At 67.2% G+C, this 26,319-nt stretch carries 27 protein-coding genes and 1 pseudogene; 15 read left to right on the forward strand and 13 right to left on the reverse strand.

What is annotated here, in order from left to right:
- The first annotated feature begins 4 nt into the window (after positions 1–4).
- Positions 5–1,123 carry a methyltransferase gene (locus AU197_RS09910; protein ID WP_064402390.1) on the forward strand — a complete coding sequence of 373 codons (1,119 nt, stop codon included), beginning with the start codon at positions 5–7 and terminating at the stop codon, positions 1,121–1,123.
- Positions 1,124–1,134: 11 nt separating this feature from the next.
- Here the strand turns inward: AU197_RS09910 and AU197_RS09915 are convergent, their stop codons facing one another.
- Complete coding sequence (locus AU197_RS09915) at positions 1,135–1,917, reverse strand: hypothetical protein (protein WP_064402392.1); 783 nt, start codon at positions 1,915–1,917, stop codon at positions 1,135–1,137.
- A 93-nt stretch (positions 1,918–2,010) separates the two neighbouring features.
- Between AU197_RS09915 and AU197_RS25980 the strand changes: the two are divergent.
- Positions 2,011–2,202: pseudogene (locus AU197_RS25980) on the forward strand (Rid family hydrolase); the annotation flags it as partial.
- On the opposite strand, the gene AU197_RS09920 reads toward AU197_RS25980, so the two are convergent.
- Complete coding sequence (locus tag AU197_RS09920) at positions 2,150–2,509, reverse strand: DUF952 domain-containing protein (protein WP_064402393.1); 360 nt, start codon at positions 2,507–2,509, stop codon at positions 2,150–2,152. The pseudogene AU197_RS25980 and the gene AU197_RS09920 sit on opposite strands and share 53 nt — an antisense overlap.
- A gap of 130 nt (positions 2,510–2,639) precedes the next feature.
- Between AU197_RS09920 and AU197_RS09925 the strand changes: the two genes are divergently transcribed.
- Positions 2,640–2,834 (forward strand): DUF7455 domain-containing protein, encoded by a 195-nt coding sequence (locus AU197_RS09925; RefSeq protein WP_064350917.1) that lies wholly within the window; start codon positions 2,640–2,642, stop codon positions 2,832–2,834.
- Positions 2,835–2,898: 64 nt separating this feature from the next.
- Complete coding sequence (locus tag AU197_RS09930; RefSeq protein ID WP_064402395.1) at positions 2,899–3,927, forward strand: YihY/virulence factor BrkB family protein; 1,029 nt, start codon at positions 2,899–2,901, stop codon at positions 3,925–3,927.
- On the opposite strand, the gene AU197_RS09935 is transcribed toward AU197_RS09930, so the two are convergent.
- The gene (locus AU197_RS09935) at positions 3,917–4,153 is read right to left on the reverse strand and encodes a DUF3039 domain-containing protein (protein ID WP_064402851.1); all 237 of its coding nucleotides are present in this window, start codon (positions 4,151–4,153) and stop codon (positions 3,917–3,919) included. The two genes, AU197_RS09930 and AU197_RS09935, sit on opposite strands and share 11 nt — an antisense overlap.
- Positions 4,154–4,219: 66 nt before the next feature.
- On the opposite strand from AU197_RS09935, the gene AU197_RS09940 reads away from it, so the two are divergent.
- The 3 genes from AU197_RS09940 to AU197_RS09950 all read left to right on the forward strand — a co-directional run bounded on the left by AU197_RS09940 (position 4,220) and on the right by AU197_RS09950 (position 6,558).
- Positions 4,220–4,621 carry a DUF3099 domain-containing protein gene (locus AU197_RS09940; RefSeq protein ID WP_156434372.1) on the forward strand — a complete coding sequence of 134 codons (402 nt, stop codon included), beginning with the start codon at positions 4,220–4,222 and terminating at the stop codon, positions 4,619–4,621.
- Between the two features lie 147 nt (positions 4,622–4,768).
- Complete coding sequence (gene sigB / locus AU197_RS09945; protein WP_064350920.1) at positions 4,769–5,728, forward strand: sigma-70 family RNA polymerase sigma factor SigB; 960 nt, start codon at positions 4,769–4,771, stop codon at positions 5,726–5,728.
- Positions 5,729–5,862: 134 nt separating this feature from the next.
- Entirely contained in the window at positions 5,863–6,558 is a 696-nt protein-coding gene (locus tag AU197_RS09950; protein ID WP_064402400.1) for an iron-dependent transcriptional repressor DtxR, read from the forward strand.
- Positions 6,559–6,583: 25 nt separating this feature from the next.
- On the opposite strand, the gene AU197_RS09955 is transcribed toward AU197_RS09950, so the two are convergent.
- Positions 6,584–7,624, reverse strand: coding sequence for a DUF4192 domain-containing protein (locus tag AU197_RS09955; RefSeq protein ID WP_064402402.1), 1,041 nt, complete (start codon positions 7,622–7,624; stop codon positions 6,584–6,586).
- A gap of 162 nt (positions 7,625–7,786) precedes the next feature.
- Here AU197_RS09955 and sthA point away from each other — a divergent pair, with 162 nt between their 5' ends.
- From sthA to AU197_RS09975, 4 genes are all read left to right on the forward strand, one after another.
- Positions 7,787–9,193, forward strand: coding sequence for a Si-specific NAD(P)(+) transhydrogenase (gene sthA, locus AU197_RS09960; RefSeq protein ID WP_156434383.1), 1,407 nt, complete (start codon positions 7,787–7,789; stop codon positions 9,191–9,193).
- 135 nt (positions 9,194–9,328) lie between these two features.
- On the forward strand, positions 9,329–10,318 hold the full coding sequence (locus AU197_RS09965) for a proteasome assembly chaperone family protein (RefSeq protein ID WP_064402405.1): 990 nt from the start codon (positions 9,329–9,331) through the stop codon (positions 10,316–10,318).
- A gap of 66 nt (positions 10,319–10,384) precedes the next feature.
- Positions 10,385–11,407, forward strand: coding sequence for an alpha/beta fold hydrolase (locus AU197_RS09970; RefSeq protein ID WP_064402407.1), 1,023 nt, complete (start codon positions 10,385–10,387; stop codon positions 11,405–11,407).
- A 58-nt stretch (positions 11,408–11,465) separates the two neighbouring features.
- On the forward strand, positions 11,466–12,152 hold the full coding sequence (locus AU197_RS09975) for a PhzF family phenazine biosynthesis protein (protein ID WP_064402409.1): 687 nt from the start codon (positions 11,466–11,468) through the stop codon (positions 12,150–12,152).
- 20 nt (positions 12,153–12,172) lie between these two features.
- On the opposite strand, the gene nrdR is transcribed toward AU197_RS09975, so the two are convergent.
- A complete protein-coding gene (nrdR, locus tag AU197_RS09980; RefSeq protein WP_064402852.1) occupies positions 12,173–12,643 on the reverse strand; it encodes a transcriptional regulator NrdR in 471 nt (156 codons plus the stop codon).
- A gap of 162 nt (positions 12,644–12,805) precedes the next feature.
- On the reverse strand, positions 12,806–13,261 hold the full coding sequence (locus AU197_RS09985) for a LysM peptidoglycan-binding domain-containing protein (RefSeq protein WP_064402411.1): 456 nt from the start codon (positions 13,259–13,261) through the stop codon (positions 12,806–12,808).
- A 219-nt stretch (positions 13,262–13,480) separates the two neighbouring features.
- On the opposite strand from AU197_RS09985, the gene lexA reads away from it, so the two are divergent.
- Entirely contained in the window at positions 13,481–14,176 is a 696-nt protein-coding gene (gene lexA, locus AU197_RS09990) for a transcriptional repressor LexA (protein WP_064402413.1), read from the forward strand.
- Here lexA and AU197_RS09995 read toward each other — a convergent pair.
- Positions 14,173–16,365 (reverse strand): LGFP repeat-containing protein, encoded by a 2,193-nt coding sequence (locus AU197_RS09995; protein ID WP_064402414.1) that lies wholly within the window; start codon positions 16,363–16,365, stop codon positions 14,173–14,175. The genes lexA and AU197_RS09995 overlap by 4 nt on opposite strands.
- Positions 16,366–16,772: 407 nt before the next feature.
- On the opposite strand from AU197_RS09995, the gene AU197_RS10000 reads away from it, so the two are divergent.
- The gene (locus AU197_RS10000) at positions 16,773–19,058 is read left to right on the forward strand and encodes a molybdopterin guanine dinucleotide-containing S/N-oxide reductase (RefSeq protein WP_286145559.1); all 2,286 of its coding nucleotides are present in this window, start codon (positions 16,773–16,775) and stop codon (positions 19,056–19,058) included.
- 93 nt (positions 19,059–19,151) lie between these two features.
- Complete coding sequence (mbp1, locus tag AU197_RS10005) at positions 19,152–19,409, forward strand: microaggregate-binding protein 1 (RefSeq protein WP_064402854.1); 258 nt, start codon at positions 19,152–19,154, stop codon at positions 19,407–19,409.
- Positions 19,410–19,478: 69 nt separating this feature from the next.
- On the opposite strand, the gene hflX is transcribed toward mbp1, so the two are convergent.
- The 5 genes from hflX to AU197_RS10030 are packed head-to-tail and all read right to left on the reverse strand — an operon-like array spanning position 19,479 to position 24,332.
- Positions 19,479–20,894 (reverse strand): GTPase HflX, encoded by a 1,416-nt coding sequence (gene hflX / locus AU197_RS10010; protein WP_064402417.1) that lies wholly within the window; start codon positions 20,892–20,894, stop codon positions 19,479–19,481.
- Between the two features lie 45 nt (positions 20,895–20,939).
- Positions 20,940–21,812, reverse strand: coding sequence for a diaminopimelate epimerase (gene dapF / locus AU197_RS10015; protein WP_064402418.1), 873 nt, complete (start codon positions 21,810–21,812; stop codon positions 20,940–20,942).
- A gap of 4 nt (positions 21,813–21,816) precedes the next feature.
- Positions 21,817–22,737, reverse strand: a complete 921-nt coding sequence (gene miaA / locus AU197_RS10020) for a tRNA (adenosine(37)-N6)-dimethylallyltransferase MiaA (RefSeq protein WP_064402420.1) — start codon at positions 22,735–22,737, stop codon at positions 21,817–21,819.
- A gap of 10 nt (positions 22,738–22,747) precedes the next feature.
- A complete protein-coding gene (locus AU197_RS10025) occupies positions 22,748–23,437 on the reverse strand; it encodes a class III extradiol ring-cleavage dioxygenase family protein (RefSeq protein ID WP_064402855.1) in 690 nt (229 codons plus the stop codon).
- Between the two features lie 10 nt (positions 23,438–23,447).
- Positions 23,448–24,332 (reverse strand): DMT family transporter, encoded by an 885-nt coding sequence (locus AU197_RS10030; protein WP_064402422.1) that lies wholly within the window; start codon positions 24,330–24,332, stop codon positions 23,448–23,450.
- 163 nt (positions 24,333–24,495) lie between these two features.
- Here AU197_RS10030 and AU197_RS10035 point away from each other — a divergent pair, with 163 nt between their 5' ends.
- Positions 24,496–25,827 (forward strand): DUF349 domain-containing protein, encoded by a 1,332-nt coding sequence (locus AU197_RS10035; protein ID WP_064402423.1) that lies wholly within the window; start codon positions 24,496–24,498, stop codon positions 25,825–25,827.
- Positions 25,828–25,831: 4 nt separating this feature from the next.
- Here the strand turns inward: AU197_RS10035 and AU197_RS10040 are convergent, their stop codons facing one another.
- Positions 25,832–26,245 carry a lipoprotein LpqH gene (locus AU197_RS10040; RefSeq protein ID WP_064402425.1) on the reverse strand — a complete coding sequence of 138 codons (414 nt, stop codon included), beginning with the start codon at positions 26,243–26,245 and terminating at the stop codon, positions 25,832–25,834.
- Positions 26,246–26,319: the final 74 nt, after the last annotated feature.

The raw sequence follows: 26,319 nt of genomic DNA on the forward strand, positions 1-26,319 counted from the left end.
AGCGATGCCGCCTGTAGTGTTTCGCGCCGTGCCGAATAAGCCCGCGAAGGTGCCGCCGATGCCCGTGGTCCGCGTTCTCGACCGACTGCGCGCGGCCCTACAACATATCCATCGCTCGACGGTGCCCCCGAGCGTCGCGATCCTCGAGATGGCAACCGGTGCATGGACGACGCAGACGATGTACGTCGCGGCGAGGCTCGGTGTCGCCGACGAACTCGCGAAGGGGCCGGCGCGCGCCGCCGACATCGCCGAGCGAGCGGGGGCCGACCCAGACGCCCTGTACCGGCTGATGCGTGCGCTGACGTCCAAGGGTCTGCTCGAGCATCGCCGCGACGACACCTTCAGCCTGACGAAAGTCGGGGAAACCTTGCGCACCGACCACCCGGAGTCGATGCGCGACATGGTCTTGTTCATCGGGCACCGGGCCCGCTGGGAGGACTGGGGCAACCTGCTGCATTCGGTGCAGACCGGCGAACCGTCGGTCATCAAGCTGCGCGGCATGCCGTACTTCGACTACCTGGAGACCGACCCCGAGCTGGCCCAGGTGTTCAACAAAGCGATGACCGCGACGAGCGGAATCACCAACGAAATCGCCCTCAGCCAATACGATTTCAGAGCCTTCAAGCTGATCGTCGACGTCGGCGGCGGGCACGGCCTGCTGCTGTCGACGATACTCAATCGGGCGCCGGACGCCCGCGGCATCGTTTACGACCTGCCCTCGGTCGTCGCGGGCGCCGCGACCACGTTCACGGCCGCGGGAGTGGCGGACCGCTGCACGGCCGAAGGCGGCTCATTCCTCGACCGGGTGCCCGAAGGCGGCGACGCCTATGTGATGAAGAACATCATCCACGACTGGGACGACGCCACCTCGCTGACGATCCTGCGCAACATCCGCACCGCGATCGCACCTCACGGCAAGCTGCTCCTACTGGAAATGGTTCTGCCGCACCGGGCTACGCCGTTCATCGGCTTCCAGCTCGACCTGGAGATGCTCGTCACCGTGGGCGGCAGGGAACGTACCCGCGCCGACTACGCAGACCTGATGCGCAGCGCGGGCTTCCGACTGGACCGCGTCATCGACACCGTCACACCGATCTCGATCGTGGAAGCCTCCCCCATTTAGCGGCGGGCCAGTCACCGCCTCTTGTCGCGCACCTTGTACGTCGAGGGCCACGATTCGCGCGTCTCGTCACCGGTCAACGGAATGCCCTTGCTGCCGATCTTGATGTCGTAGGCCTCCTTGCCCGGGCCGACCTCTCGATTGGCGTGCTCGGTGGCCAGGTACATCAACTGGTCGATCTCGGCTTCAGCGAATGCGACGAACGACGTCTTGCGCACGATGTCATCCGCACCGGCGGCGATGCGGTCCGGCAGCACCCGCGTCGCGAACGCCGCGCCCGCCAACAACACGAACGGGATGACCCAGTAGCAGATGTACGACAGCGGCGAGTCGGTGTCCAGAATCGTCGCATCGCGGTCGACGATCGGCGGGATCGCCGAGGACAGCGTCATACCGCCGAACACCGCCAGCCAGATCCACGTCAGCTGTGAGGTGACGCGCGCGAACAGGTCGCTCTTGACGACGTGGGGTTGCTGCCCGGCCTCGGCGAACTCACGCACGAACGGCTTGCCGATCAAGACGCCGGTGAGCACCACGAGGAAGATCCCTAAATTGCTCAGCGGAAAGATCCAGCGTTCGAGGAACGATTGGTCGAGCGCAAAGGTCAGCACCGTCAAAACCAAAAACGTTGTCACCGCGCCGATTTCGAGTATCCGACCAGGTCCGCCGCGAACCTGTCCGAGCACGAATGCGGCAAGCGCGACCGCCAGAGCGATCAGCGCCGCGACAGCGAACGGAACGTTGCCGACGAGCACCCAGTACACGATCCACGGTGCGAGACCTAACAAAATGCCCATGATTTGTAAGTGTACGTAGGGCCCTCCGGCCGGTGGAAGTGATCCAGTTTTATGCGGTGCGAGAGCGACGCAACGTGTCCTCCGGCTCGGCGTACGAGGTGGCGCGAGGTGGGCGCCGTGCACGCCGAGGTCTTCGGCGACATCGGTCCGGTCACCACGATGGTGGAGGTGTCCGCGCTGATCGCTCCAGACCTGTTGGTGGAGATCGAGGCCGACGCCTATGTCGAGAGGGTCAGTGCGCCACCGGAGCGAACCGGCCCTCGGAATCCGGCAGATACGACGTGACGCGGATCACAGCTCCGATTGGCAAAGGGCCGTACAGATGTGGGAACTCCATCCCCACGGGATCAGCGGGCACACCGGCTTCCCAGCGAACCGGAGAGGACAGTCGTGCGGCGTCGATGTGGAGCAGCACCAGGTCGGTACGACCGGCGTACAGCCGGTTGGCCGGCAGGTGCACCTGCTCGGGTGTCGACAGATGCACGAAGCCGCCCGCGGTCAACGAAGCGGGACGATGCTCGCCGCACGCTTGAGCGGACTGCCATTCGTCTTTGCTACACAAGTGGACCAGTACGGTGGGCGGCGGGCTCATATAGTCAGCCTGCCGCGTCGGCAACTCGGGGTGACGGTGAGACACGACACACCGGTAGAGCCTTTGGGAACAACGCCGAAACCCAAAACGTCTGAGACAGTAGATGCACGCGACAGTACGGAGGTCCGCAATGACGAACGCAACGCTCACCAGTCCCCCACTGACCCGGGCTGACCGCTGCGATCGTTGCGGCGCCGCAGCGCGGGTGCGCGCGAAGCTCCCGTCGGGAGCGGAGTTGCTCTTCTGCCAACACCACGCCAATGAGCACGAGGCCAAGCTGATCGAGTTGGCGGCCGTGCTCGAGGTCAGCCCGGTGGAGGCATAGCACTCGACACGGCTGACAGCCGCTCTGGGCGGGAGCACCTTTCGTCAGGAATGCTGGACTGGTCATGAGTGACCAGCCCCGGCCGCTGCCGACGAAGCCGTCGCGCCACCACATTCGCCACATCCTGCGGCGCACCTTGTCCAAGAGCTGGGACGACTCGATCTTCTCGGAGTCCGCGCAGGCGGCGTTCTGGTCGGCGCTGTCGCTGCCACCGCTGCTGCTGGGAATGCTCGGGAGCCTGGCTTACATCGCTCCGTTGTTCGGACCCGACACGCTTCCGATGATCGAGAACCAGATCATCGACACGGCTGCGCGGTTCTTCTCCACCAACGTGGTGACCGAGATCATCGAGCCGACGGTCCGCGACATCGTCAAGGGCGCGCGCGGTGAAGTGGTGTCGTTGGGATTCGTGATCTCGTTGTGGGCCGGGTCCTCGGCCATCTCGGCGTTCGTCGACTCGATCACCGAGGCGCACGGCCAGACGCCGCTGCGCCACCCGGTCCGTCAGCGGTTCTATGCGCTCGGCCTCTACGTGGTGATGTTGGTGGGCGCGATCCTCGCGGCGCCGTTCATCGCGTTGGGGCCGCGCAAGATCGCCACGTACATACCCGACAGCTGGGACCACGTTCTGCGGTTCGGCTACTACCCCGTGTTGGTCCTGGCGCTGATCGTGTCCGTCAATCTGCTCTACCGGGTCTCGCTGCCCAAGCCGTTGCCGTCGCACCGGTTACTGCTGGGCTCGATCCTTGCCACCCTGGTGTTCCTATTGGCGACGTTCGGTTTGCGCTTCTACCTGACTTGGATCACCGCGACCGGCTACACCTACGGCGCATTGGCGACGCCGATCGCCTTCTTGTTGTTCGCGTTCTTCCTCGGGTTCGCGATCATGATCGGCGCTGAACTCAACGCGGCGGTCCAGGAAGAGTGGCCGGCGGCCGACACACACGCCAAGCGTTTCCACTGGTGGCTGAAGGGAAAAGCCGAATCACTCAACGGCGTCGTGGCCGAGGAGGCAGCGCCCGCGGCTCCAGCAGCTGGTCCGGCGTCTCCGGCGGGGGCTGCCGGAGCGGCGAGCGACCGGGCTATTTCTTGAGCTTTTCGTAGATGCGCTTGCAGTCCGGGCACACCGGCGACCCGGGCTTGGCCGACTTCGTCACCGGAAACACCTCGCCGCACAGCGCGACGACGTGGGTGCCCATCACCGCGCTTTCGGCGATCTTGTCCTTCTTGACATAGTGGAAGAACTTCGGGGTATCGCTGTCAGTCCCGTCGTCGACGCGTTCGTCGGTGTCGGTGCGCTCGATCGTCTGGGTTTGCATGACAACCATTTTGCCCGTAAGAAAACCGACCCGTACAGCGGAGCCGCAATGTGGGACAGTGAAGGTATGAAACAAAGCCCCGAGCTGAGTTTCGACGACGACGGCCGACCCGTCCTGATCACTCGCGCCGCGCCGGCCTACGAGGAACAGCACCGCCAACGGGTTCGCAAGTACTTGACGCTCATGTCGTTTCGCATTCCGGCCCTCGTGCTGGCCGCGGTCGCCTACGGCATCTGGCACAACGGCCTGATCTCGTTGGCGATTCTCGTCGGCTCGATTCCGTTGCCGTGGATCGCCGTGCTCATCGCGAACGACCGCCCGCCGCGGCGTCCGGAGGAGCCGCGTCGATACGACAACCGCCGTCACTCCCCCGAGGTCGCGACCGCGGATCGGCCGGCGCTCGAGCAGCACACCACGGCACCGCCGCAACCCGAGGGGCGGGGCTCGAATGGTGATGTTCCCAGCTGAGACGCTTCTATCCCTTTTCTAAGGACATTCTCAGGTCGACTCCGAGAAACCGCTGATCAGAAGGTGTGAACCAGCCAATGGCTGGGAACTCTTTGGACCTCGTGGGCGTTGTAGCTCATGACAGTTCGACTTGATCAGGAGGCCGTCATGGCAAATGCCAGCACCATCCGCGTCGACCAGGACCTGGACGCCCAGAGTCCAGCGGCTGACCTCGTACGCGTGTATCTCAATGGTATTGGCAAAACTGCCTTGCTCAACGCCGCCGATGAGGTGGAACTCGCCAAGCGCATCGAGGCCGGGCTCTACGCCAAGCACCTGTTGGAGACGCGGAAGCGCTTGGGCGAGAATCGCAAACGTGATCTTGCTGCAGTGGTCCGTGACGGTGAAGCCGCGCGGCGCCACCTTCTCGAGGCCAACCTGCGCCTCGTCGTCTCGCTGGCGAAGCGCTACACCGGCCGCGGGATGCCGTTGCTCGACCTGATCCAGGAAGGCAATCTGGGTTTGATCCGGGCGATGGAAAAGTTCGACTACGCCAAGGGATTCAAGTTCTCGACGTACGCCACGTGGTGGATCCGCCAGGCGATCACCCGCGGCATGGCCGACCAGAGCCGCACGATCCGGCTGCCGGTGCACCTCGTCGAGCAGGTCAACAAGCTCGCTCGGATCAAGCGCGAGATGCACCAGAACCTCGGCCGCGAAGCCACCGATGACGAGTTGGCGGCCGAGTCCGGAATTCCGGTGGAGAAGATCACCGATCTGCTCGAGCACAGCCGCGACCCGGTGAGCCTCGACATGCCGGTGGGCAGCGACGAGGAAGCACCGCTGGGCGACTTCATCGAGGACGCCGAGGCGATGTCGGCGGAGAACGCGGTGATCTCCGAACTGCTGCACACCGACATCCGGCACGTGCTCGCCACCCTCGACGAACGCGAACAGCAGGTGATCCGGCTGCGGTTCGGCCTCGACGACGGCCAGCCCCGCACACTCGACCAGATCGGCAAGCTGTTCGGGCTCTCCCGCGAGCGGGTGCGCCAGATCGAGCGCGAGGTCATGGCCAAGCTCCGCAACGGCGAGCGTGCCGATCGCCTCCGTTCGTACGCCAGCTAGACGCCCCCGACACGATCCCCGCCGCTACGACCGGCGGGGATCGTGTCGTATCAGGCCATCCGGTGTCGCGGACGTAACAACGCTGTTCAGGCCCTTCAGCCGGTAGACTCGACCCCTGACGGAGGGTTAGCGCAATGAATGATCTGGTCGACACCACGGAGATGTACCTGCGGACGATCTACGACCTCGAGGAAGAGGGCGTGGTACCCCTGCGTGCGCGCATCGCAGAACGTCTCGATCAGAGTGGCCCCACCGTCAGCCAGACGGTGTCCCGGATGGAGCGCGACGGCCTGCTACACGTCGCAGGCGACCGACACCTCGAGCTGACCGACAAGGGCCGCGCCCTCGCCGTCGCCGTCATGCGCAAGCACCGCCTCGCCGAAAGGCTGCTCGTCGACGTCATCGGCCTGCCCTGGGAGGAAGTCCACGCCGAGGCCTGCCGCTGGGAACACGTGATGAGCGAGGACGTCGAACGCCGACTCGTCCAGGTCCTCAACAACCCGACCACCTCGCCGTTCGGTAACCCGATCCCGGGACTCTCGGAGCTGGGCCTGATCAGCACGACGACGGATCGCGACCGGCTGAACCTCGTCCGGCTGACCGAGTTGCCCGCCGGAATGCCCGTCGCGGTGGTGGTGCGGCAACTGACCGAGCACGTGCAGGGCGACGCCGACCTGATCAGCCGACTCAAGGACGCCGGTGTGGTGCCCAACGCCCGCGTGACCGTGCAGACCAACGACCACGGCGGGGTGATGATCGTGATCCCCGGTCACGAACAGGTCGAACTACCCCACCAGATGGCGCACGCCGTGAAGGTCGAGAAGGTCTGACCTGGCCCGAGCCGGTGACGTGCGCTCAACCGGCCCGTCGTCCGAACGCCTGCCTGGGCGGTAACCGGACGCCCAGCTGGTCGGCCAACCGGTAGCCCGTCGCGGCCAGCTCGCGGATCTGCTCCGGGCGCAGACCCGACTGCAGCGCGGTGTCGAGCATGCCGGCCATCCGGTGGGTGCCGTCGCAGCGCAGCGCCGCCTCCAGGGACACCCCGGCCAACGGGCCATCACCGCGGGCGTAGGCCGAGAACGCCAACAACGCCAGCGCTTCGGCGCGCCACGGCTCTGGGAGCCGGCGGGACAACTCCGCCCACAGCGACTCGGCGTGCGCCGCGCGCTCACCCACCGCCAGTGCGTACAGCGTGTCGCGCACCTGCAGATCGGTCAGAGCAGCCGCGATCCGGGCCACCGTCTCGTCGGGCAGGTCGTCACCTTCGGACATTCGCGCGGCCGCCGCGATCACGGCCTCGATCTCGGCGCACGCGTCGGCATCTGATCGACGTGCCTGCGAGTCCGCGATGAGTCCCGTCAATGCTTGTGCGCGAACGGGATCGGTGACCGCGATGACCTCCTGGAGTTCGGTACGGCGGGTATAGAGCCGGCGCCCGTCCAGCACGGCTGCCATCGCCAGCGGCGACGCCGACGGGTCGTCCACGATGCCCGACGCGCCGCACCCGTCGGCGCAGTGCCACCGCCCGCCGGCCGCGATCCGGTCGACGACATGGGCGGCGAGCAGTTCGATGTCCTGGTCGGCCAGGGCGGACGCCAGCATGGCGGCCAGCGCCCGGTATTCGTCGTTGCACAGCCGGCAGCCCGCCCCGTCCTCGTCGACGACGACGGCGATCGCCGAGTCCGGCCGCGCCGCTGCGGCGACCTCGGCGATGTGCTCGACCGAATCGGCCAGCTCGTCGGAGAGGTCCACCCGCATGACGCATCCCATGGCGCCGCGGTCGACGGTGACGAGCACGAGGGATTTCTCGGGAACGAAGCCGAGAACGGCGGGCAGGGCGGCGATCAGCACCGCCGGGCGGTCGAGGTAGAAATCGGGTGAGGGTGAGGTGGTCATGGGGTGACCTTCCCCGCCGCCTCGGACGGCAGTCGCCCGTCGACGCTCGCGGCCCGCGCCGCTGTGGATCAATCCGAGGTTGGGGATGAATTCAGCTTCAGTTGAGGCCAGTCGGCGTGCAGAACTCGCCCAACCGGCGTACACCTTGTTGCCATGGCTTCCATGCTCGAGTACGACCTCGTGGTCATCGGTTCGGGACCAGGCGGGCAGAAGGCGGCGATCGCCGCGGCGAAGCTCGGGAAGACGGTCGCCGTCGTCGAGCGCGGACGGATGCTCGGCGGGGTGTGCGTGAACACCGGCACCATCCCGTCGAAGACGCTGCGCGAGGCGGTCGTCTACCTCACCGGGATGAGCCAGCGCGAGCTCTATGGCGCCAGCTACCGGGTGAAAGAGAAGATCACGCCCGCCGACCTGCTGGCGCGAACCAGCCACGTGATCGGCAAGGAGCAGGACGTCGTCCGTTCGCAGTTGATGCGCAACCGCATCGACCTCATCCAGGGCCACGGCAGGTTCATCGACGCGCACACCGTCCTGGTCGAGGAACCCACCCGCGGTGAGCGCACCACCGTCAGCGGCGAGTACATCGTGATCGCCACCGGCACCAAACCGGCCCGTCCGGCGGGTGTCGAGTTCGACGAGGACCGTGTGCTGGACTCCGACGGGATCCTCGACCTCAAGTCGCTGCCCTCGACGATGGTGGTGGTCGGCGCCGGGGTGATCGGCATCGAGTACGCGTCGATGTTCGCCGCGCTGGGCACCAAGGTCACCGTCGTCGAGAAGCGCGACAACATGCTCGACTTCTGCGACCCCGAGATCGTCGAGGCACTCAAGTTCCATCTTCGCGACCTCGCCGTGACGTTCCGGTTCGGCGAGGAGGTGACGGCCGTGGACGTCGGGGCCGCAGGCACTGTGACCACGCTGGCCAGCGGCAAGCAGATTCCAGCCGAGACCGTGATGTACTCGGCGGGTCGGCAGGGCCAGACCGACCATCTCGATCTCGACAACGCCGGACTGCAGACCGACGCGCGCGGCCGCATCGACGTTGACAGCAACTTCCAGACCAAGGTCGACCACATCTACGCCGTGGGTGATGTGATCGGCTTTCCGGCGCTGGCGGCGACGTCGATGGACCAGGGCAGGCTGGCGGCCTACCACGCGTTCGGCGAGCCGGCGAAGGGCATCACCGACCTGCAGCCCATCGGTATCTACTCGATCCCGGAGGTGTCCTATGTCGGTGCCACCGAAGTCGAGTTGACCCGTAGCGCGATCCCCTACGAGGTCGGGGTCTCGCGCTATCGCGAGTTGGCCAGGGGTCAGATCGCCGGGGATTCGTACGGCATGCTCAAACTGCTGGTGTCGACCGACGATCTGCGCTTGCTCGGCGTGCACATATTCGGCACCAGCGCCACCGAGATGGTGCACATCGGCCAGGCCGTGATGGGCTGCGGAGGCACCATCGACTACCTCGTCGACGCCGTGTTCAACTACCCCACCTTCTCGGAGGCCTACAAGGTCGCGGCCCTGGACGTGATGAACAAGCTGCGGGCACTCAACCAGTTCCGCACCTGACAGTCGGACCCGCGGCAAACGTTTTCACCGCTGCGCGCATGGGATGCCCGCCAGCGGGAACGCAACGTGCGCGAGACTAGTTGTCACTGTACGAAGACGGTAACGGTCTGGCACCACCGTAAGGAGGCGAGGCTCATGGCTGACAACGCTGGTAATCCCGAACAGCACTACCAGCCGGAACACTCAGGCATGTACGAGTTGGAGTTCCCCGCGCCCCAACTGTCCTCCACGGACGGCCGGGGGCCGGTGCTCATCCACGCCCTCGAGGGCTTCTCCGATGCCGGGCACGCGATTCGCTTGGCCGCCCAGCATCTGAAGGACACGCTCGACACCGAGTTGGTGGCGTCGTTCGCGATCGACGAGCTGCTGGACTACAGGTCGCGGCGCCCGTTGATGACGTTCAAGACCGACCACTTCACCCATTACGAGGATCCGGAACTCAACCTGTACGCGATGCGCGACAGCGTCGGCACCCCGTTCCTGCTTCTGGCCGGCCTGGAACCCGACCTGCGCTGGGAGCGTTTCATCACCGCGGTCCGGCTTCTGGCCGAACGGCTCGACGTGCGCCGCGTGGTGGGGCTGGGCACCATTCCCATGGCGGTGCCGCACACTCGCCCCATCACGATGACCGCGCACTCGAGCGACAAGGAGCTCATCGCCGAACACCAGCCGTGGATCGGCGAGGTTCAGGTCCCCGCGAGCGCGTCGAACCTGCTCGAGTTCCGGATGTCGCAGCACGGGCACGAAGTGGTCGGCTTCACCGTCCACGTCCCGCACTATCTGGCCCAGACCGACTATCCCGCGGCGGCTGAGGCGTTGTTGGCCGAAGTCGCCAGGAGTGCGTCGTTGCAGATCCCGCTCGAGGCGTTGGTCACGGCCGGTGCGCAGGTGTTGACCAAGGTCAACGAGCAGGTCGAGCAGAGCCCCGAGGTGGCGCAGGTGGTCGCCGCTCTGGAACGCCAGTACGACGCCTACATGGCGGCCCAGGAGAACCGGTCCCTGCTCGCCAGCGACGAAGACCTGCCCAGCGGTGAGGAACTCGGCGCCGAGTTCGAGCGGTTCCTGGCCCAGCAGGCCGAGAAGAAATCGAAGGACCGATTCGAAGACGGCGACGACGCCAAATAAGGTGAGCCGTCCGGTCAATGGGCGACTCGAGGGGCGCGGCGCCGTGCGGCCCGCTAAGTTGACGCAATGCCGCCGCGAAAGCCGAACCTTCGCCCTGTACGGGACCTCACACCCGTCCTGCAGTTCAGCACGATTCACGGATACCGGCGCGCGTACCGGGTCGCCGGTTCGGGGCCCGCGATCCTGCTGATCCATGGAATCGGCGACAACTCCACCACGTGGGAAACGGTTCAGTCGAAGCTCGCGCAGCGGTTCACCGTGATCGCTCCGGATCTGTTGGGCCACGGCAAATCCGACAAACCCCGTGCCGATTATTCGGTAGCCGCTTACGCCAACGGCATGCGTGATTTGCTCAGCATCCTCGACATCGACCACGTCACCGTGATCGGTCATTCGCTGGGCGGCGGTGTGGCCATGCAATTCGCATACCAGTTCCCGCAGTTGGTCGACCGTCTCATCCTGGTCGGCGCAGGCGGGGTCACCAAGGACGTCAACATTGCGCTGCGCTTCGCCTCCCTGCCGATGGGCAGTGAAGCGCTGGCGCTGCTACGGTTGCCGTTCGTGCTGCCGGCACTGCAGGCGGTGGGCCGCGTCGCCGGCGGGGTGTTCGGCTCGACCGGCCTCGGTCGCGACCTGCCTCAGGTGCTACGCATCCTGAATGACCTGCCCGAACCGACCGCGTCATCGGCGTTCGCCCGTACCCTGCGCGCCGTCGTCGATTGGCGCGGCCAAGTGGTGACCATGCTGGACCGCTGCTACCTGACGCAGTCGGTTCCGGTTCAGCTGATCTGGGGCAGCTGCGACGCCGTGATCCCCGTCAGCCACGCCCGGATGGCCCACGCCGCGATGCCGGGATCGCGGTTGGAAATCTTCGATGGCTCCGGGCATTTCCCGTTCCACGACGACCCGGAGCGTTTCGTCGAGGTGGTGCAGAAGTTCATCGACAGCACCGAACCGGCGGTCTACGACCAGGAGTACCTGCGCGGACTGCTGCGGGCGGGGATCACCGAAGGCACCATCTCCGGATCGGCCGACACCCGGGTCGCGGTGCTCGACGCGATGGGAACCGACGAGCGCAGCGCGACCTGACCTTCCCGCGCACAGCGACCCGGCCAACGGCACGCGAATACGAAGTAGCATCGGGCCCATGGCCATCGACGTGACGGTGTTGCGAGTATTCGCCGACCCTGACGGCAATCACGGAAACCCCCTCGGTGTCGTCGACGCCAGCACGGTGGACCCGGACGATCGTCAACGGATCGCCACCCAATTGGGTTACAGCGAAACCATTTTCGTCGACCTGCCCGCACCGGGCACAAGCACGGCACACGCGCATATCCATACTCCGGTCGTCGAGATGCCGTTCGCCGGTCACCCGACCGTCGGTGCCGCGTGGTGGCTTCGCGAGCAGGGCACGCCCGTGCACACGTTGCGGGTTCCCGCCGGCATCGTCCAGGTTGCCCACGACGACGGCCTGACCTCCGTGCGGGCCCGCGCGGAGTGGGCACCCGAGTTCGCCATCCACGACATCGGCTCACTCGACGAGCTCTTGGCGCTCGACCCGTCGGATTATCCCGACGACATCAATCACTACCTGTGGACGTGGATCGACCGGGACAAGGGCGAATTGCGGTCACGGATGTTCGCCACCGATCTCGGTGTGCCCGAAGACGAGGCAACGGGAACCGCCGCCGTGCGGATCACCGACTACCTCAGTCGGGACCTGACAATCGTGCAGGGTCGGGGTTCGCACATCTACACCGAGTGGAGCCCCGAAGGCTGGGTGCGTGTCGCCGGCCGCGTCGTCAACGACGGCATCAAGCAGATCGACTGACGAGACGTTCGACCGGCTGTTCAGCTTGCGGTCGGTTGCGGCGAATTCCGGTGCGCCCGCAATGCCTCGATCTCGCGCTCGAAATCCTCGGCCGAGGTGAATCCGCGATACACCGAGGCGAAGCGCAGGTACGCGACCTCGTCGAGATCGCGCAGCGGCCCCAGGATTGCGAGTCCCACTTCGTGGCTGGGCACCTCGGGCGATCCGGCGGCGCGCACCGTGTCCTCCACCTGCTGGGCCAACAGGTTCAGCGCGTCCTCGTCGACCTGGCTGCCTTGGCACGCCCGCCGCACGCCCTTGATGACCTTCTCGCGGCTGAACGGCTCGGTGACACCGCTGCGCTTGACGACGGCCAGAATGGCGGTCTCGACCGTGGTGAACCGGCGTCCGCACTCCGGGCATGAACGGCGTCGCCGGATGGCCTGACCCTCATCGGTTTCACGCGAGTCGACCACCCGCGAATCCGGGTGACGGCAGAACGGACAGTGCATCACCGCTCCTTCGCCGCGCCAACAAATGATCAACTCGAACCTCTCCGAGCGTACCCGCGGCGGGTTGCGAAAGCCCAGCACCGGGCTGAACGGCACGTAGTCCGCCGATCTGTCGGTGAACATGTCTGCGCAACAAGCTGTTTGGACGGCGACCCGCGGCCGTCAGCCGACGGGCGCGATCAGCGTCTGCCCGGCATCCAGTGCGGGCGAATCGAGCTGGTTGAGCTCGCTGATCCGATCCATCACCTGCCCAACCGGAGCATCGGGGGCCACTCGCGTGGCCACCTGCTGCAGGCTCTCGCCGGTCTGCACCTGGACCACCGCGAGCCGCTCCGGCACCGCGGTCGAGGTGGTGCCCACGACGCCACCGAACTGCGCGACCAGGCCGAGCCACATCGTGATTCCCGCCGCGACCAAGGACAGGAGCACGGTGGTGGCGGGGGTGATCGGCCGCCGTCGGTGCGATGCGCGCGACATCAGTACCCCGGTGCCGCGATAACGCACCGCCGCCCCGGCCGGGCGGGTCGACGTGGGGCGCCGCCGACGGGCGTCTGCAGGCCGGATACCGGTCCTGACCACGCGCGGGGCCTGGAATTCATGGGTGTCGAGAACGGTCATCTGCCTGCCTTCCGATCCGCTGTTTTCGCTCTTGTGTTCGAAACATACTCGATCACATGTTCGAAAGATAGAACGTGTGATCGAACTGTTGTGAAACGATAGGACAAGGCACCGACAGAAAATGGGTCCGCGGTTTACGCGACTTCTCGAGGACCACGGCGCCGACACGCCTCGAACACATGTTTGATTAATCGTGTGCCGCGGGTTACATTCGGCGGCATGGACTCCAGCAGCGATAATCCGGACGGCACAAGCGGGGCCAGATCTGTGGACTCCGGGCTCACCGAACGTCAGCGCACCATCCTCGACGTGATCCGCGCATCGGTCACCAGCCGCGGCTATCCCCCGAGCATCAGGGAGATCGGCGATGCGGTCGGCCTGACCTCCACCTCGTCGGTCGCGCATCAATTGCGCACGCTGGAGCGCAAGGGCTACCTGCGCCGCGACCCCAACCGGCCGCGTGCAGTGGACGTGCGCGGCGCCGACGACCACGCGAGCCCCATCGTCGCCACCGACGTGGCCGGCTCCGATTCCCTACCGGAGCCGACATTCGTGCCGGTACTGGGGCGCATCGCCGCGGGCGGGCCGATTCTGGCCGAGGAGGCGGTCGAAGACGTCTTCCCGCTACCGCGCGAACTGGTCGGCGAGGGTTCGCTATTCCTACTCAAGGTGGTCGGCGACTCGATGGTCGACGCCGCGATCTGCGACGGCGACTGGGTGGTCGTGCGTCAACAAAACGTCGCCGACAACGGCGACATCGTGGCCGCGATGATCGACGGCGAAGCCACCGTCAAAACGTTCAAACGTACGCGCGGACAGGTGTGGTTGATGCCGCACAATCCGGCCTTCGATCCGATCCCGGGTAACGACGCCGCGGTCCTGGGCAAGGTCGTCACCGTCATACGAAAGGTTTAGTCGGCCCGGACGAACCCGTTCGTTATCGCGAATTCCTCGCTGGAGAACCAGATTTCGGCTTGGACGTCGTCGTAGTCGGCCGAGGTGGGAAGCCAGTAGAGGCCCGATTGGGTGTCGGCCTTGATCGGGTAACCCTCGGGGGCTTGCCCGGAGTCGCCGAACGGGAGGCGGAATGCGGGGCTGGGAACTTCCGGCTCGTCGATGACGATCTTGGCGTGACGTCCGGTGTCAGTCAGCGGATCCCGTTGCACAGGTTCGCGTTCCGCCGGCTCGGCGGGTATATCGCGGGCCTCGAACGTCGCACCGCGGGCATCGAACGTCGCGTCGTGATCCTCGAACACCGCCCCACGTTCCTCGAACGCCGCGCCGTGCTCGTCGGGCGCCGCCCAGGACTCATCGGACGCCGACCAAGGCTCCTCGGCGTCGGAGTCCTCGGGCCCGCTGTCCTGCTCGTCGGCCGTCTCACCCGCGCCGGCGGCCAGGCGCTCGGCGGCGATACCGGCCTCTCCGGAACCCGGTATCCGCGTGGGTGCGGTGTCGACGTTGTCCGGGTTCTCTTCGCTCACACCGAATGCCGACGTGTCTGAGGCACCGTCGAAGCCCTCCGACGGCGCCTCCCACGGATTGGCCGATGATGTCGATCCCGACTCCCCCGGTGCAGACAGCGCACCCAAACCCTCAGTGGCGTACCGATCGCCGAACATTGCCGCCGATGGATCGCCGCCGCTCGATGCCTGTGCACCCGTACCCAGCGTGCTGTAGGCCTGTTCGGCCTCGGCGCCGTACGAGTCGTCGTAGCGGTCATCGACGGGGCCTGGACGATCGATGTCGCTACGGCGCCGGTTGCGTAGGGTCGCGAACGCCACCAGGCCCACGAGGATGAGCACCGGCACGATCGCGAGCAACCACCACCAGCTGAAGCTGAACCAGTTCCCGTTGCCCCCGGAGTCGGAGGCGCGCGGGGTACCCGGCGTTTCCGAACTCTGCTCGGCGGGCAAATCCAGCCCGGCCAACTCGGTCGCGAGATTGGGCGGTTCGGTGCTGAACTCGCCGGTGGACCGATTCCAGGAGACCACGCCGCCGGTGAACCGCTGGGTGATGACGTCACCCTTCTCGGACTGGTCGGCCATCGGTGCGCCGAGCGTCCCCTCCGCGCCGTCGAGCTTGTCCCACGCCGCACTCATCGCGCCGCGTACCAGCACCGCGCCGTGGTCCGGCGTCCAGAAGATCACCGGTTTGTCGTCGGCGGCGAACCGCGACATCCGGCTCGTCGTGGGCAGCCCGCCGTCGGCCTCACTGGCAATCGGGAATCCGAGATCGCCCTCGGGCCCGCCGAGGCTTTCGTACTTGGCCAGGACCTGTCCGGTGACGACTCGCGCCCCTGTGTCCGGACTGTAGAAGATCTTGCCTCCGGCGAAGTTCTGACCGAGTCCGTCTTCGCCTATCTGGTACGGCGGTCCTTCCGCGGCGCCGAGCGGGCCCAGCGGGCCTCCGGCCGCGCGCCGTGCAGCGTTGATCGCCGACGTCGCATCACCGGGGATTTGCACGTCCGCCAACTGCCCGGCGGCATCGGGGGGCACCGTGGTGAACGTCTTGTCGCGGGTGTTGTAGGTGATCTCACCGCCGGTGAATCGCTGCGTGATCAGATCGCCGCGGTAGGTCTCGTCGTCGGCGGGCACTCCGAGCGATCCCGTGGAACCGCCCAACTTGTCCCAGGCCGCGTTGATGGGTCCCCGGACCACGCGCGCGCCGGTGTCCGGCGTCCAGAAGATCACCGGTTTGTCACTGGCACTGAACGTGACGTTGAAGCTGCCGGGCGCGCGCCCCGGGCCGTCGTCCATGGTCGGGAAGCCGAGGTCGCTGTCGGCCGGTCCACCGAGCGATTCGTACTTCTCCAGGATTGCGCCGCGCATGATGTGAGCGCCGGTGTCGGGTGTGAAGAAGATCTTGCCGCCGGCGAAGTTCTGGGCGAACCCATCCCCCACCGGGTAGACGTCGCCCTGCCTGGGGCCCAAGGGGCCGCCGTCACCGCCGCTCCCGTCCCAGGCCGCGGTGATCGCGGCGTTGGCGGCATCGGATTCCGGCGATGCGCTCGCCACCGGCGGTAGCAGTAGGGCGACGGCGCCCACGAGCAGACCGATCGCCATCCGGCCCAACAAAGTGGTGCCCCGGCTGTTCTGCCCGATCATTCGACCTCCCGGGTCGGTACGAAATTTCGCTCGAGTTTTTCGCACCCGTCCTCTATCTGTCGCCAGACGCCAATAACCAACGAACACGCCGATCTTCGGAAGAAAATACCTGCCGACACTCCATTCGCTGTGGATAACCCCGCCGTGCCGCTCGATTTAATCGCGACGGCATCCCCACTATTCGTCATCACGGTCCCGTTGCAGCGCAGCAATCAGTTTGCACGCAGCAGTGGTGAATGGCGGGCATACGCGAAGTATTTGCACAAATATTGGTAGCTACCAGGCAATGTCTTGTGCGGTCGACGGCCCGTGCACGCGTTTGTGGGCAAATCGCCATTCGCTATCCGTGCGCGCCCGGGGCGGTTGGCCGGACCGGGCCGGGAGATGTCCGCACCTAGACTGATCCGGTGTCCACCCCGGTCAGCCTGACGCACTGGGGAGCCTTCGCCGCCGACATGCGAGACGGTGACATCTACGCGGTCAGACCCTTCGACGGCGACGCGGACCCCTCACCGCTGCTCGGCAATCTGCCGGGCTCGCTTCGACACCGATCACGGATAGCCACGCCCGTCGTCCGCCGCGGTTGGTTGCGCGACGGGCCGGGTCCGACGACTCGGCGCGGTGCCGACGAGTTCGTCGCCGTCACATGGGACCAACTGACCGAACTGCTCGCCGATGAGCTGCGCCGGGTCGTCGACGCGCACGGTAACGAGGCGATCTTCGGCGGTTCGTACGGCTGGTCGAGCGCAGGGCGCTTTCATCACGCCCAGAGCCAGGTGCATCGTTTTCTGAATCTCCTTGGCGGCTATACGTTTTCCCGTCACTCCTACAGCCTCGGCGCGACAGGAGTGATCATGCCGCGCGTGGTGGGCACACACGACGACCTGTTCAAGCGGTCCACCTCGTGGGAGGTCATCGTCGAACACACCGAACTTCTGGTGTGTTTCGGCGGGCTGGCACTGAAGAACACGGCGATCAACCACGGTGGGACGACCGCGCATCCGGCGCGGGACGCGCTGCGCCGTTACCGAGCCCGCGGCGGACAAATTGTGTCGTTCTCCCCTCTGCGCGATGACGTCGACGGTGAATGTGAATGGTTTGCGCCGGTGCCCGGCACCGACGTGGCGATCATGCTCGGGCTCGCCTATGTGCTCGCCACAGAGGGCCTGGCCGACCGAAACTTCCTGAGCACGTACTGCACCGGCTATGAACGCTTCGAGCGCTATCTTCTCGGAGCCGAGGACGGGGTGCCGAAAACTGCTCGGTGGGCGTCGGCGATCTCCGGCATACCCGCTGACGACATCGTCGGCTTGGCCCGGCGAATGTCGCAGCACCGCACGATCGTCACGGTCAGCTGGTCACTGCAACGAACGCGACACGGCGAGCAGGCACCGTGGATGGGTTTGACACTGGCGGCCATGCTCGGCCAGATCGGCGTTGCGGGCGGCGGATTCGGGCACGGCTACGGCTCGATGAACGAACCCGGTCTGGCGCCGCTGCGGTGCGGATTGCCAAGGCTCCCACAGGGCATCAACCCGGTGCGGACATTCATTCCGGTGGCCGCAATCAGCGATCTGCTGTTGCGACCCGGGGAGCCGTTCGACTACAACGGCCAACGGCTCGTCTTCCCCGACATCAGATTGGTGTACTGGGCGGGCGGCAACCCCTTCCACCACCACCAGAACCTCCCCCGGTTGCGGCGGGCACTCGGTCGCGTCGACACCCTCGTTGTGCACGAACCCTATTGGACCGCAATGGCCAAACACGCCGATATCGTCGTGCCGTCGACGACATCGTTCGAACGCGACGACTATTCGGGGTCGCGCAACGACCCCATGTTGATGGCGATGCCCAAGCTCGCCGAACCGTTCGCCGAATCACGCGACGATTACGCGACTTTCGCCGCACTGGCCGATCGTCTGGGGTTCGGCCACCAGTTCACCGAGGGCCGTACGCCGCGACAGTGGCTCGCGCACCTGTACGACAAGTGGGCCTCCGAGCTGGATTTCACCGTTCCGACGTTCGACGAGTTCTGGAGGCGTGGGCGTCTGCGGTTGCCTGTCGAGGAAGGCCTCACACTGCTGGCCGACTTCCGCGCCGATCCCCTGACCCATCGACTCGGCACTCCGAGTGGCTTGATCGAGATTTTCTCCGCCGACATCGACGGCTTCGACTACGCCGACTGTGCCGGACACCCGAAATGGTATGAGCCTTCCGAATGGCTTGGCGGCCCACGGGCGGTCGACTATCCCCTGCACCTCCTGGCCAATCAACCGGCGTCTCGGCTGCATGGCCAACTGGACGGCGGAGCGGTCAGCCAGAAGTCGAAAGTCGAAGGGCGCGAGCCTATCCGGATGCATCCGCGCGATGCCGCCGATCGTAACCTCGTCGATGGCGACGTGGTGCGGGTGTTCAACGACCGCGGGGCGTGCCTGGCCGGACTGGTGATCGACGATCGCTTGCGCCCCGACGTCGTGCAGTTGTCGACCGGCGCCTGGTTCGACCCCGTCGAACCGGGCGATCGCGATTCGATGTGCGCGCACGGAAATCCCAACGTGCTGACCGACGACGTGGGGACCTCTTCGCTCGCGCACGGCTGCACGGGTGCACATGTGTTGGTGCAGGTCGAGAAGTACACCGGCGACCTGCCGCCGGTACGGGCACACGAGCCGCCCGTGATCGAAGGGCTGTGAGCCTCCTCACCGCCAGCAGGTTGTCCGATTAGCGAAACCGCGTTTCGGGTATTGGACGGTCACACCGACCCGATCGGCAAGGAGGAAGCCGCAGTGTCCGACAAGAACAACAGTGGGCCCGAAGAGGCCATCAAAGGTGTCGTCGAGGGCGCCAAGGGCAAGGCCAAAGAGGTGCTAGGCGCCGTCGCCGGTCGCGACGACCTGTACCGCGAGGGCAAGGCGCAGCAGGACAAGGCGGACGCTCAGCGCAACGCCGCGCAGAAGGAAGCCGAGGCCGAGAGCGCGCGGGCCGCGGCCAAGACGGCCGAGAAGCGGCAAGAGTCCGAGCAGCGGCCATCCGACGACCGGTAGTCATTCAGCGAGAGGCGCGGAGGGATCGAACCCTCCGCGCCTCTGTGCGCCCAGGCCTCCGGGCCGCCCTCAGAACGTCGAGTACTCGCGCAGCGCGGCGGCCAGTGGAACCGGCACCCGGGCCTTGATCCGGGTCCCCTCGGCGGTGTGCTCGGTGGCATCGACACGGCCCTCGGCGTGCATACGGTTAACCAGATCGCCGCGCTCGTAAGGGATCGTCACGTCGACCACCGCGTCGGTGGGTGTGATCAGCTCGGCCATCCGCTGCTGCAAGCGCTCCAGCCCGTCACCGGTGCGCGCTGACACGAACACCGCATCGGGCAGGGCGCGACGCAGCTGCGCCAACGTCAAGGCGTCGGCGGCGTCGATTTTGTTGACCACCAACAGTTCCGGTGCCCTGGCCCCATCGTGGTCGGCAATGACCTCGTTGACCACCGTCCGTACCGCGTTGATCTGAGCGAGCGGATTGACATCGGATCCGTCGACGACGTGCACCAGCAGGTCGGCGTCGACGACCTCCTCCAGCGTGGAGCGGAAGGCCTCCACCAGCTGGGTGGGCAGATGACGAACGAACCCGACGGTGTCGGTCAGCACGAACGGCCTGCCGTCGGCGAATTCGCCTCGGCGCGTTGTCGGTTCGAGCGTTGCGAACAACGCGTTCTCCACCAGCACGCCCGCGCCGGTGAGCGCGTTGAGAAGACTGGATTTGCCCGCGTTGGTGTAACCCACGATCGCGACCGACGGCACCTCGCTGCGGCGCCTGCCGCTGCGCTGGGTGTCGCGGATCTTCTTCATGTCCTTGATCTCGCGTCGCAACTTGGACATCCGCTCGCGGATGCGACGACGGTCGGTCTCGATCTTGGTCTCACCGGGACCGCGCGTGCCCACCCCGCCGCCGGCACCGCCGGCACGGCCGCCGGCCTGCCGCGACATCGACTCGCCCCAACCGCGCAGTCTGGGCAGCATGTACTCCATCTGCGCCAGGGTCACCTGCGCCTTGCCCTCGCGACTGGTCGCGTGCTGGGCGAAGATGTCGAGAATCAGCGCGGTGCGGTCGATCACCTTGACCTTGACCGCCTTCTCGAGGGCCGTTAGCTGGGCGGGGCTGAGTTCACCGTCGCAGATGACGGTGTCGGCACCCGTCGCGAGCACGATCTCGCGAAGCTCGGCGGCCTTGCCCGAGCCGATGTAGGTCGAGGCATCCGGCTTGTCGCGACGCTGGATGATGCCCTCGAGCACTTCCGAACCCGCGGTTTCGGCGAGCGCGGCCAGTTCAGCCAGGCTGGCTTCGGCGTCGGCGGCATTGCCTTCGGTCCAGACGCCGACCAGCACCACGCGTTCCAGCCGGAGCTGGCGGTACTCGACCTCGGAGATGTCGGTCAGTTCGGTTGACAAACCAGCCACGCGGCGCAGCGCGGTGCGGTCTTCGAGAGCCAGCTCGCCTGCGCTCGGGGCGCTGTGGGTTGAAGGATCGGGATACGTCATAGGCGAATAGAGGTTCGCACGGAGATCACTTTTCATGCACCCCAATTAACGTTGCGCAACGTTCCACCATTCCTCGGACAGCTCGCCGTGGGCCACCAGGACCGACGGGCCGCGCAGAAAACTGCTGGCCTCGGTGACGGTGACCGAGACTTCGCCGCCCGGTATTCGGACGTCGAGGCTGCCGGTGGAGGCGCCGGAGTACGCCAACGCGGCGACCGCGGCGGCGACGGTGCCCGTTCCGCACGACCGGGTCTCGCCCACCCCACGTTCGTGCACGCGCATCGTCACCGCGCCGTCCACCGGTGCGGTCAGCACCTCGACGTTGACCCCCTCCGGGAACAGCGCGGTGTCGAAGGACACCGGCGCCCCGACATCGAGGGCGGACAGCTCCTCGGGCGTCAGGTCGGGGTCGACGCAGGCCAGGTGGGGGTTACCGACGTCGACCGCGAGCCCGGCGAATGGCCTGCCGCCGACGATCGCCTCTCCGGCGCCCAACTGGTTCACCTTGCCCATTTCGACGGTGACATCGGCGTTCGTCGCGTCCCAGTTGTGCAGGACCACCGGCCTCGGACCCGCCAACGACCCGACCACGAAATCGTCGCGGCTCTCCAAGCCGCTGGCGCGCAGATAGTGCGCGAACACCCGCACCCCGTTGCCGCACATCTGCGCGATCGATCCGTCGGCGTTGCGGTAGTCCATGTACCAGTTGTCGCCGGCGACGCCCTCCGGCAGTTGGTCGAACAAACCGGCGCGCTGCGCGGCCTGCGCGGTGGTCACCCGCAGCACACCGTCGGCGCCCAGCCCTCGGCGCCGGTCGCACAGCGCCGTCACCGCAGCCGGGGACAATGTCAGCTCGAAATCGAGGTCGGGCAGCAGCACGAAATCGTTCTGCGTGCCGTGCCCCTTGGCGAACCTCACGTGTTCAGGGTACGTCCCGCCACACCCGCAGCGTCTCCTCCGCGAGGCCCGGGGCGGCACCGTCCAGCCACGTGATGCGGTGGTCGCGGCGAAACCAGGACCGTTGCCTGCGGACATAGCGGCGGGTGCCGACGAACGTCGGCTCGCGTGCCGCCGAGCCGTCGCCGCCGGCGTCGAGGTCGGCCAGGACCTGTGCGTAACCGAGTGCCCGCGGTGCGGTGACGCCCTCGCGCAGGCCGCATTTCAGCAGCGCGCACACCTCGTCGATGAGCCCGTCGGCGAACATCTTGTCGGTTCGCTGGGCCAGGCGCTCGTCGAGAAGCGTTGTGGGCCAATCGAGCCCGATGATGACGGTGTCCCAGCGCGGGGCGCCGATGGTGGGGAACGACGCGGCAAAGGGCCGGCCGGTCAGTTCCACCACCTCGAGCGCGCGCACGATGCGTCGCCCGTCGGTGGGCTGGATGGAGGCGGCGGCGTCGGCGTCCACGCGGGCCAGTTCCTGGTGCAGGGCGGCCGTCCCGATGTCGGCGAGCCGCTGCTCCCAGCGTGTGCGCACCGCCGGGTCGGTCGCGGGGAACGTCCAGTGGTCGAGCAGCGATTGGACATACATCATCGACCCGCCCACGATGACGGGCACCGCACCGCGATCGAGGATGGCCTCGATGTCTTCGGCGGCCGACTGCTGGTAGCGGGCCACGCTCGCGGTCTCGGTCACCTCGAGCACGTCGAGCTGGTGGTGCGGGATCCCGCGGCGCTCATCGACCGTCAACTTCGCGGTCCCGATGTCCATCCCGCGGTACATCTGCATCGCATCGGCGTTGACAATTTCGGCGCCGATCTCGCCGCTCAATCTCTCGGCCACGCCCAGCGCGAGCGCCGACTTGCCGGTCCCCGTCGGGCCGATGATCGCGATCGGCCGCGTCATGTCCGAGCGCTCATCGCGGCTGCCACAGGCCCGCGAAATAGCCGACGCCGTAGGGCGCTCCGCGGTACAGCTCCTTGGCCGACCGGGGGCCCGGGCCGACCAACCCGGCCAGCACACCGAAGGCGACCCGCCCCACCACCGCCTCGGACAACCGCGTCAGCGGGGCGGTTTCGCCGCCGGCCAACGCGTCGTCCAGCGCGGCCTGCACGGCGATCGAGTCGGGGTCGAAGCCGCCCGGCGCGGACGGTGTCAGCGTGTTGGCGCCGTCGGCGACGACGAGCACGCCGATGGGTTCGCCCGCCTCGTCGATGTCGGCGCGCAACCGCTGGCCGTGAGCCAGCGCCGCGTCGGGGGAATGGCCGTCGGCGTAGACCCGCACCTCGGCGGAGACGTCGGGGCGGGCCGCTCCGCGCACCCAGCCGGTGATCAAGGCGCACAGCGGCAGCGTCACCGGATCGCCGTCGCCCTCTGGGGACAACGCGACCCTCACGTCGACGCCGTAACCGGCGAATGTGCCGGCCTGATCGGGACCGACGACCTGATCGCGTTCCCCCACCCCGACCGCGACCCAGCGCGAGGGCAGCCCGGCAGCCGCGGTGAACACCGCCTCACGCAGGTCGGCCAGCTCGGGCGCGGCACCTGCAGCGAGTTCGGGCACCATCACCGGTGCCGACGGGACGATCGCGATGGCGCTCAGCACGTCGTCCACGCTAATGCGATGCGGGCGCAGTGGCGGTGGCGGCTTCACCGCGGGCCAGCGCGGCCGTCGAAACCACCATCACCACCACCGCGACGATCAGCGTCAGCCAGCCCTCCTCGCCCGGCCGCAGCGTCTCCCCCAGGACGACGACTCCGAGCATCGAGGCGACCACCGGTTCGGTCACCGTCATCGTCGGCAGCGACGCGGTCAGCGACCCGGCGCGGAACGAGGCCTGCTGCCACGCTGTGCCCGCGACCGCCACCACAGCCCAGACGTAAAGCTCAGGTGTGCGTAACAGGGCCTCGAGCCCGTCGTCGAGACGGTCGACCACGCCCTTGGTCAGCACAGCGAACAGCCCCCACAACGCTCCGGACACCAGCGCCAGAAGAACCGCGCCGACGGGTCCCTTCCAGATGTTGGCCCCGATCACGCACAACGCCAGCGCCGGAACGAGCACCACCAGCACCGCCGCCCAGGTCTCCCACGAGGCCCGTGAGTCCCCCTCGGTCGGGTTTCCGACGGTCACGATCACCACGACCGACGCCGCCAGCAGCGCGGCCCACGTCCACTGCCACGGCGTCACCCGCTGATGCGAAAGCCGGGCGTGGATCGGCAGGGCGAACAGCAGCGAAGTCACCAGGATCGCCTGGACAAGGAGCACCGACCCAACGCCGAGCGCCGCGGCCTGCAACGCGAACCCCGCCGCGGCCACGAAGCTGCCCAGCCACCACTGCCGGTCCCGCAGCAGCCGGCTGAACAGCTCCAGATGACCGACCGGCTCGTCGGCGACGTCGTGGGCCTGCCGCTGGTGGATCACATCGCCGATCGCCACGAACACGGCGGCGCCGAGTGCCAGGACGACGGCCAGATCCACCTGAGCGCTCACACCCGCCATCGCAGTCCTCCCCTAGGTTGTCGCGACGAGCCTAGGCAGGTCATCGGGGAAAGCTGTGCGCACGCGCCCGGGCGACCTGTTTGAATAGCGTTCGGACAGCGATCAGGCGCCGCGTTGCGCGGCAGGTACGCGGCGCGCCGCGGAGGGCACGAGGATTACCGACATGACGACCAGCCAGCCAGGGGGCCAGTCCTCCTCGCCGAAACCCGCTCCCCGGCCCGGGCCGCCGCGACCCGGACCCGTGCCGCGGCCCGGCCGACCAGCCCCGACAGTGGTCGCGCCCCCGTCCAGCGATCCGCACCGATTCGGCCGGGTGGACCCCGACGGCACGGTGTGGCTGATCACCGGCTCCGGTGAACGAATCATCGGGTCCTGGCAGGCCGGCGACACCGAGGCCGCTTACGCGCACTTCGGGAGGCGTTTCGACGATCTGCAGACCGAGGTTGTGCTGATGGAGAGCCGGCTGGAGTCGGGCACCGGCGACGCGCGCAAGATCAAGGCGGCCGCGCAGTCGCTGGCCGAAACGCTGCCGACAGCGCACGTGCTCGGCGACGTCGACGCGATCGCCGAGCGATTGCAGGCGATCATCGACCACGCCGACGAGACTGCTCAGGCCGAGAAGGCCCGGCGCGAGGAGGTGCGCGCCGCGCAGACGGTCCGCAAGGAGGCGCTGGCGGCCGAGGCCGAGGACATCGCCGCCAACTCCACCCAGTGGAAGGCCGCAGGCGACCGGCTGCGCGAGATCCTCGACGAGTGGCGCACGATCACCGGATTGGACCGCAAGACCGATGATGCGCTGTGGAAGCGGTACTCGGCGGCGCGCGAGCAGTTCAACCGCAGGCGCGGCTCGCATTTCGCCGAACTCGACCGTGAACGCGCCGGCGCCCGGCAGGCCAAGGAGGCGCTGTGCGAACGCGCCGAGGGCTTGGCCGACTCGACGGACTGGGGTCCCACGAGCGCGGCGTTCCGCGAACTGCTGAACGAATGGAAGGCGGCGGGCCGCGCGGCCAAGGACGTCGACGACGCGTTGTGGCAGCGGTTCAAGGCGGCCCAGGACAAGTTCTTCGGGGCGCGCAACGCGGCCACCGCCGAGCGCGACGCCGAGTTCCGCGCCAACGCAGACGCCAAGGAGGCGCTGCTGGCCGAGGCGGAGAAGATCGACACCTCCGATCTCGACGCGGCGCGCGCTGCGCTGCGGGTGATCGGCGACAAGTGGGACGCCATCGGCAAGGTGCCCCGCGAGCGCGGCGCCGATCTGGAACGGCGTCTGCGCGCCATCGAGAAGAAGGTCCGCGAGGCGCCGACGCACGGTGTGGATCCCGAGGCCCAGGCACGAGCCGACCAATTCCGGGTCCGCGCAGAGCAATACGAGCGTCAAGCGGAGAAGGCCGCGGCCGCCGGTCGCGACAAGGACGCCGCCGAGGCGCGGGCCAACGCGGAGCAGTGGCGGCAGTGGGCGGACGCGGCCGCCGAGGCGCTCGGCAAGACCCGCTGAACGCTCAGCAGTCGGTGGAGATCTCGAACGGCGCGGTGGTGCGTTCGCCCGGATCGTCGTGGAAGAACCCGACCGCGGTGCCGGTGATCGTGAACTTGCCGTCCACCAGGCTGGCTTCGGCCTCACCGGTGGTCTTGTCCCAAAAGCTGCCCGTGAACCCGCCCAGGTTGTTGATCTGCACCGATCGCGCGACGACCGGATCCCCGGTGCGAACCTGGGCGATCAGGCCGGGCGTCTGCTCGAGCGTCTCGAGATTCCACAGCCAGCCCACCTGGGTGCAATCGACGGGGTGCCCGCCGGCGTCCTTCCCGTCGATGCTCACGTGAACGAGGTGCTTGGCCAGCAGTTCCGGGCCCGACGCGCATCCCGTCGGGATCATCAGCACGGCTGCTGTTGCAACGGCAAATCGTTTGTCCATGGTGCCGCCTCGATGACTTCCCGGCTACTCGTCTTCGCCGGGCGTTGACATTCGCGTTCCCCACGGAGATTTGC

The organism is Mycobacterium sp. IS-1590, from assembly GCF_001500025.1.
Classification (GTDB): domain Bacteria; phylum Actinomycetota; class Actinomycetes; order Mycobacteriales; family Mycobacteriaceae; genus Mycobacterium.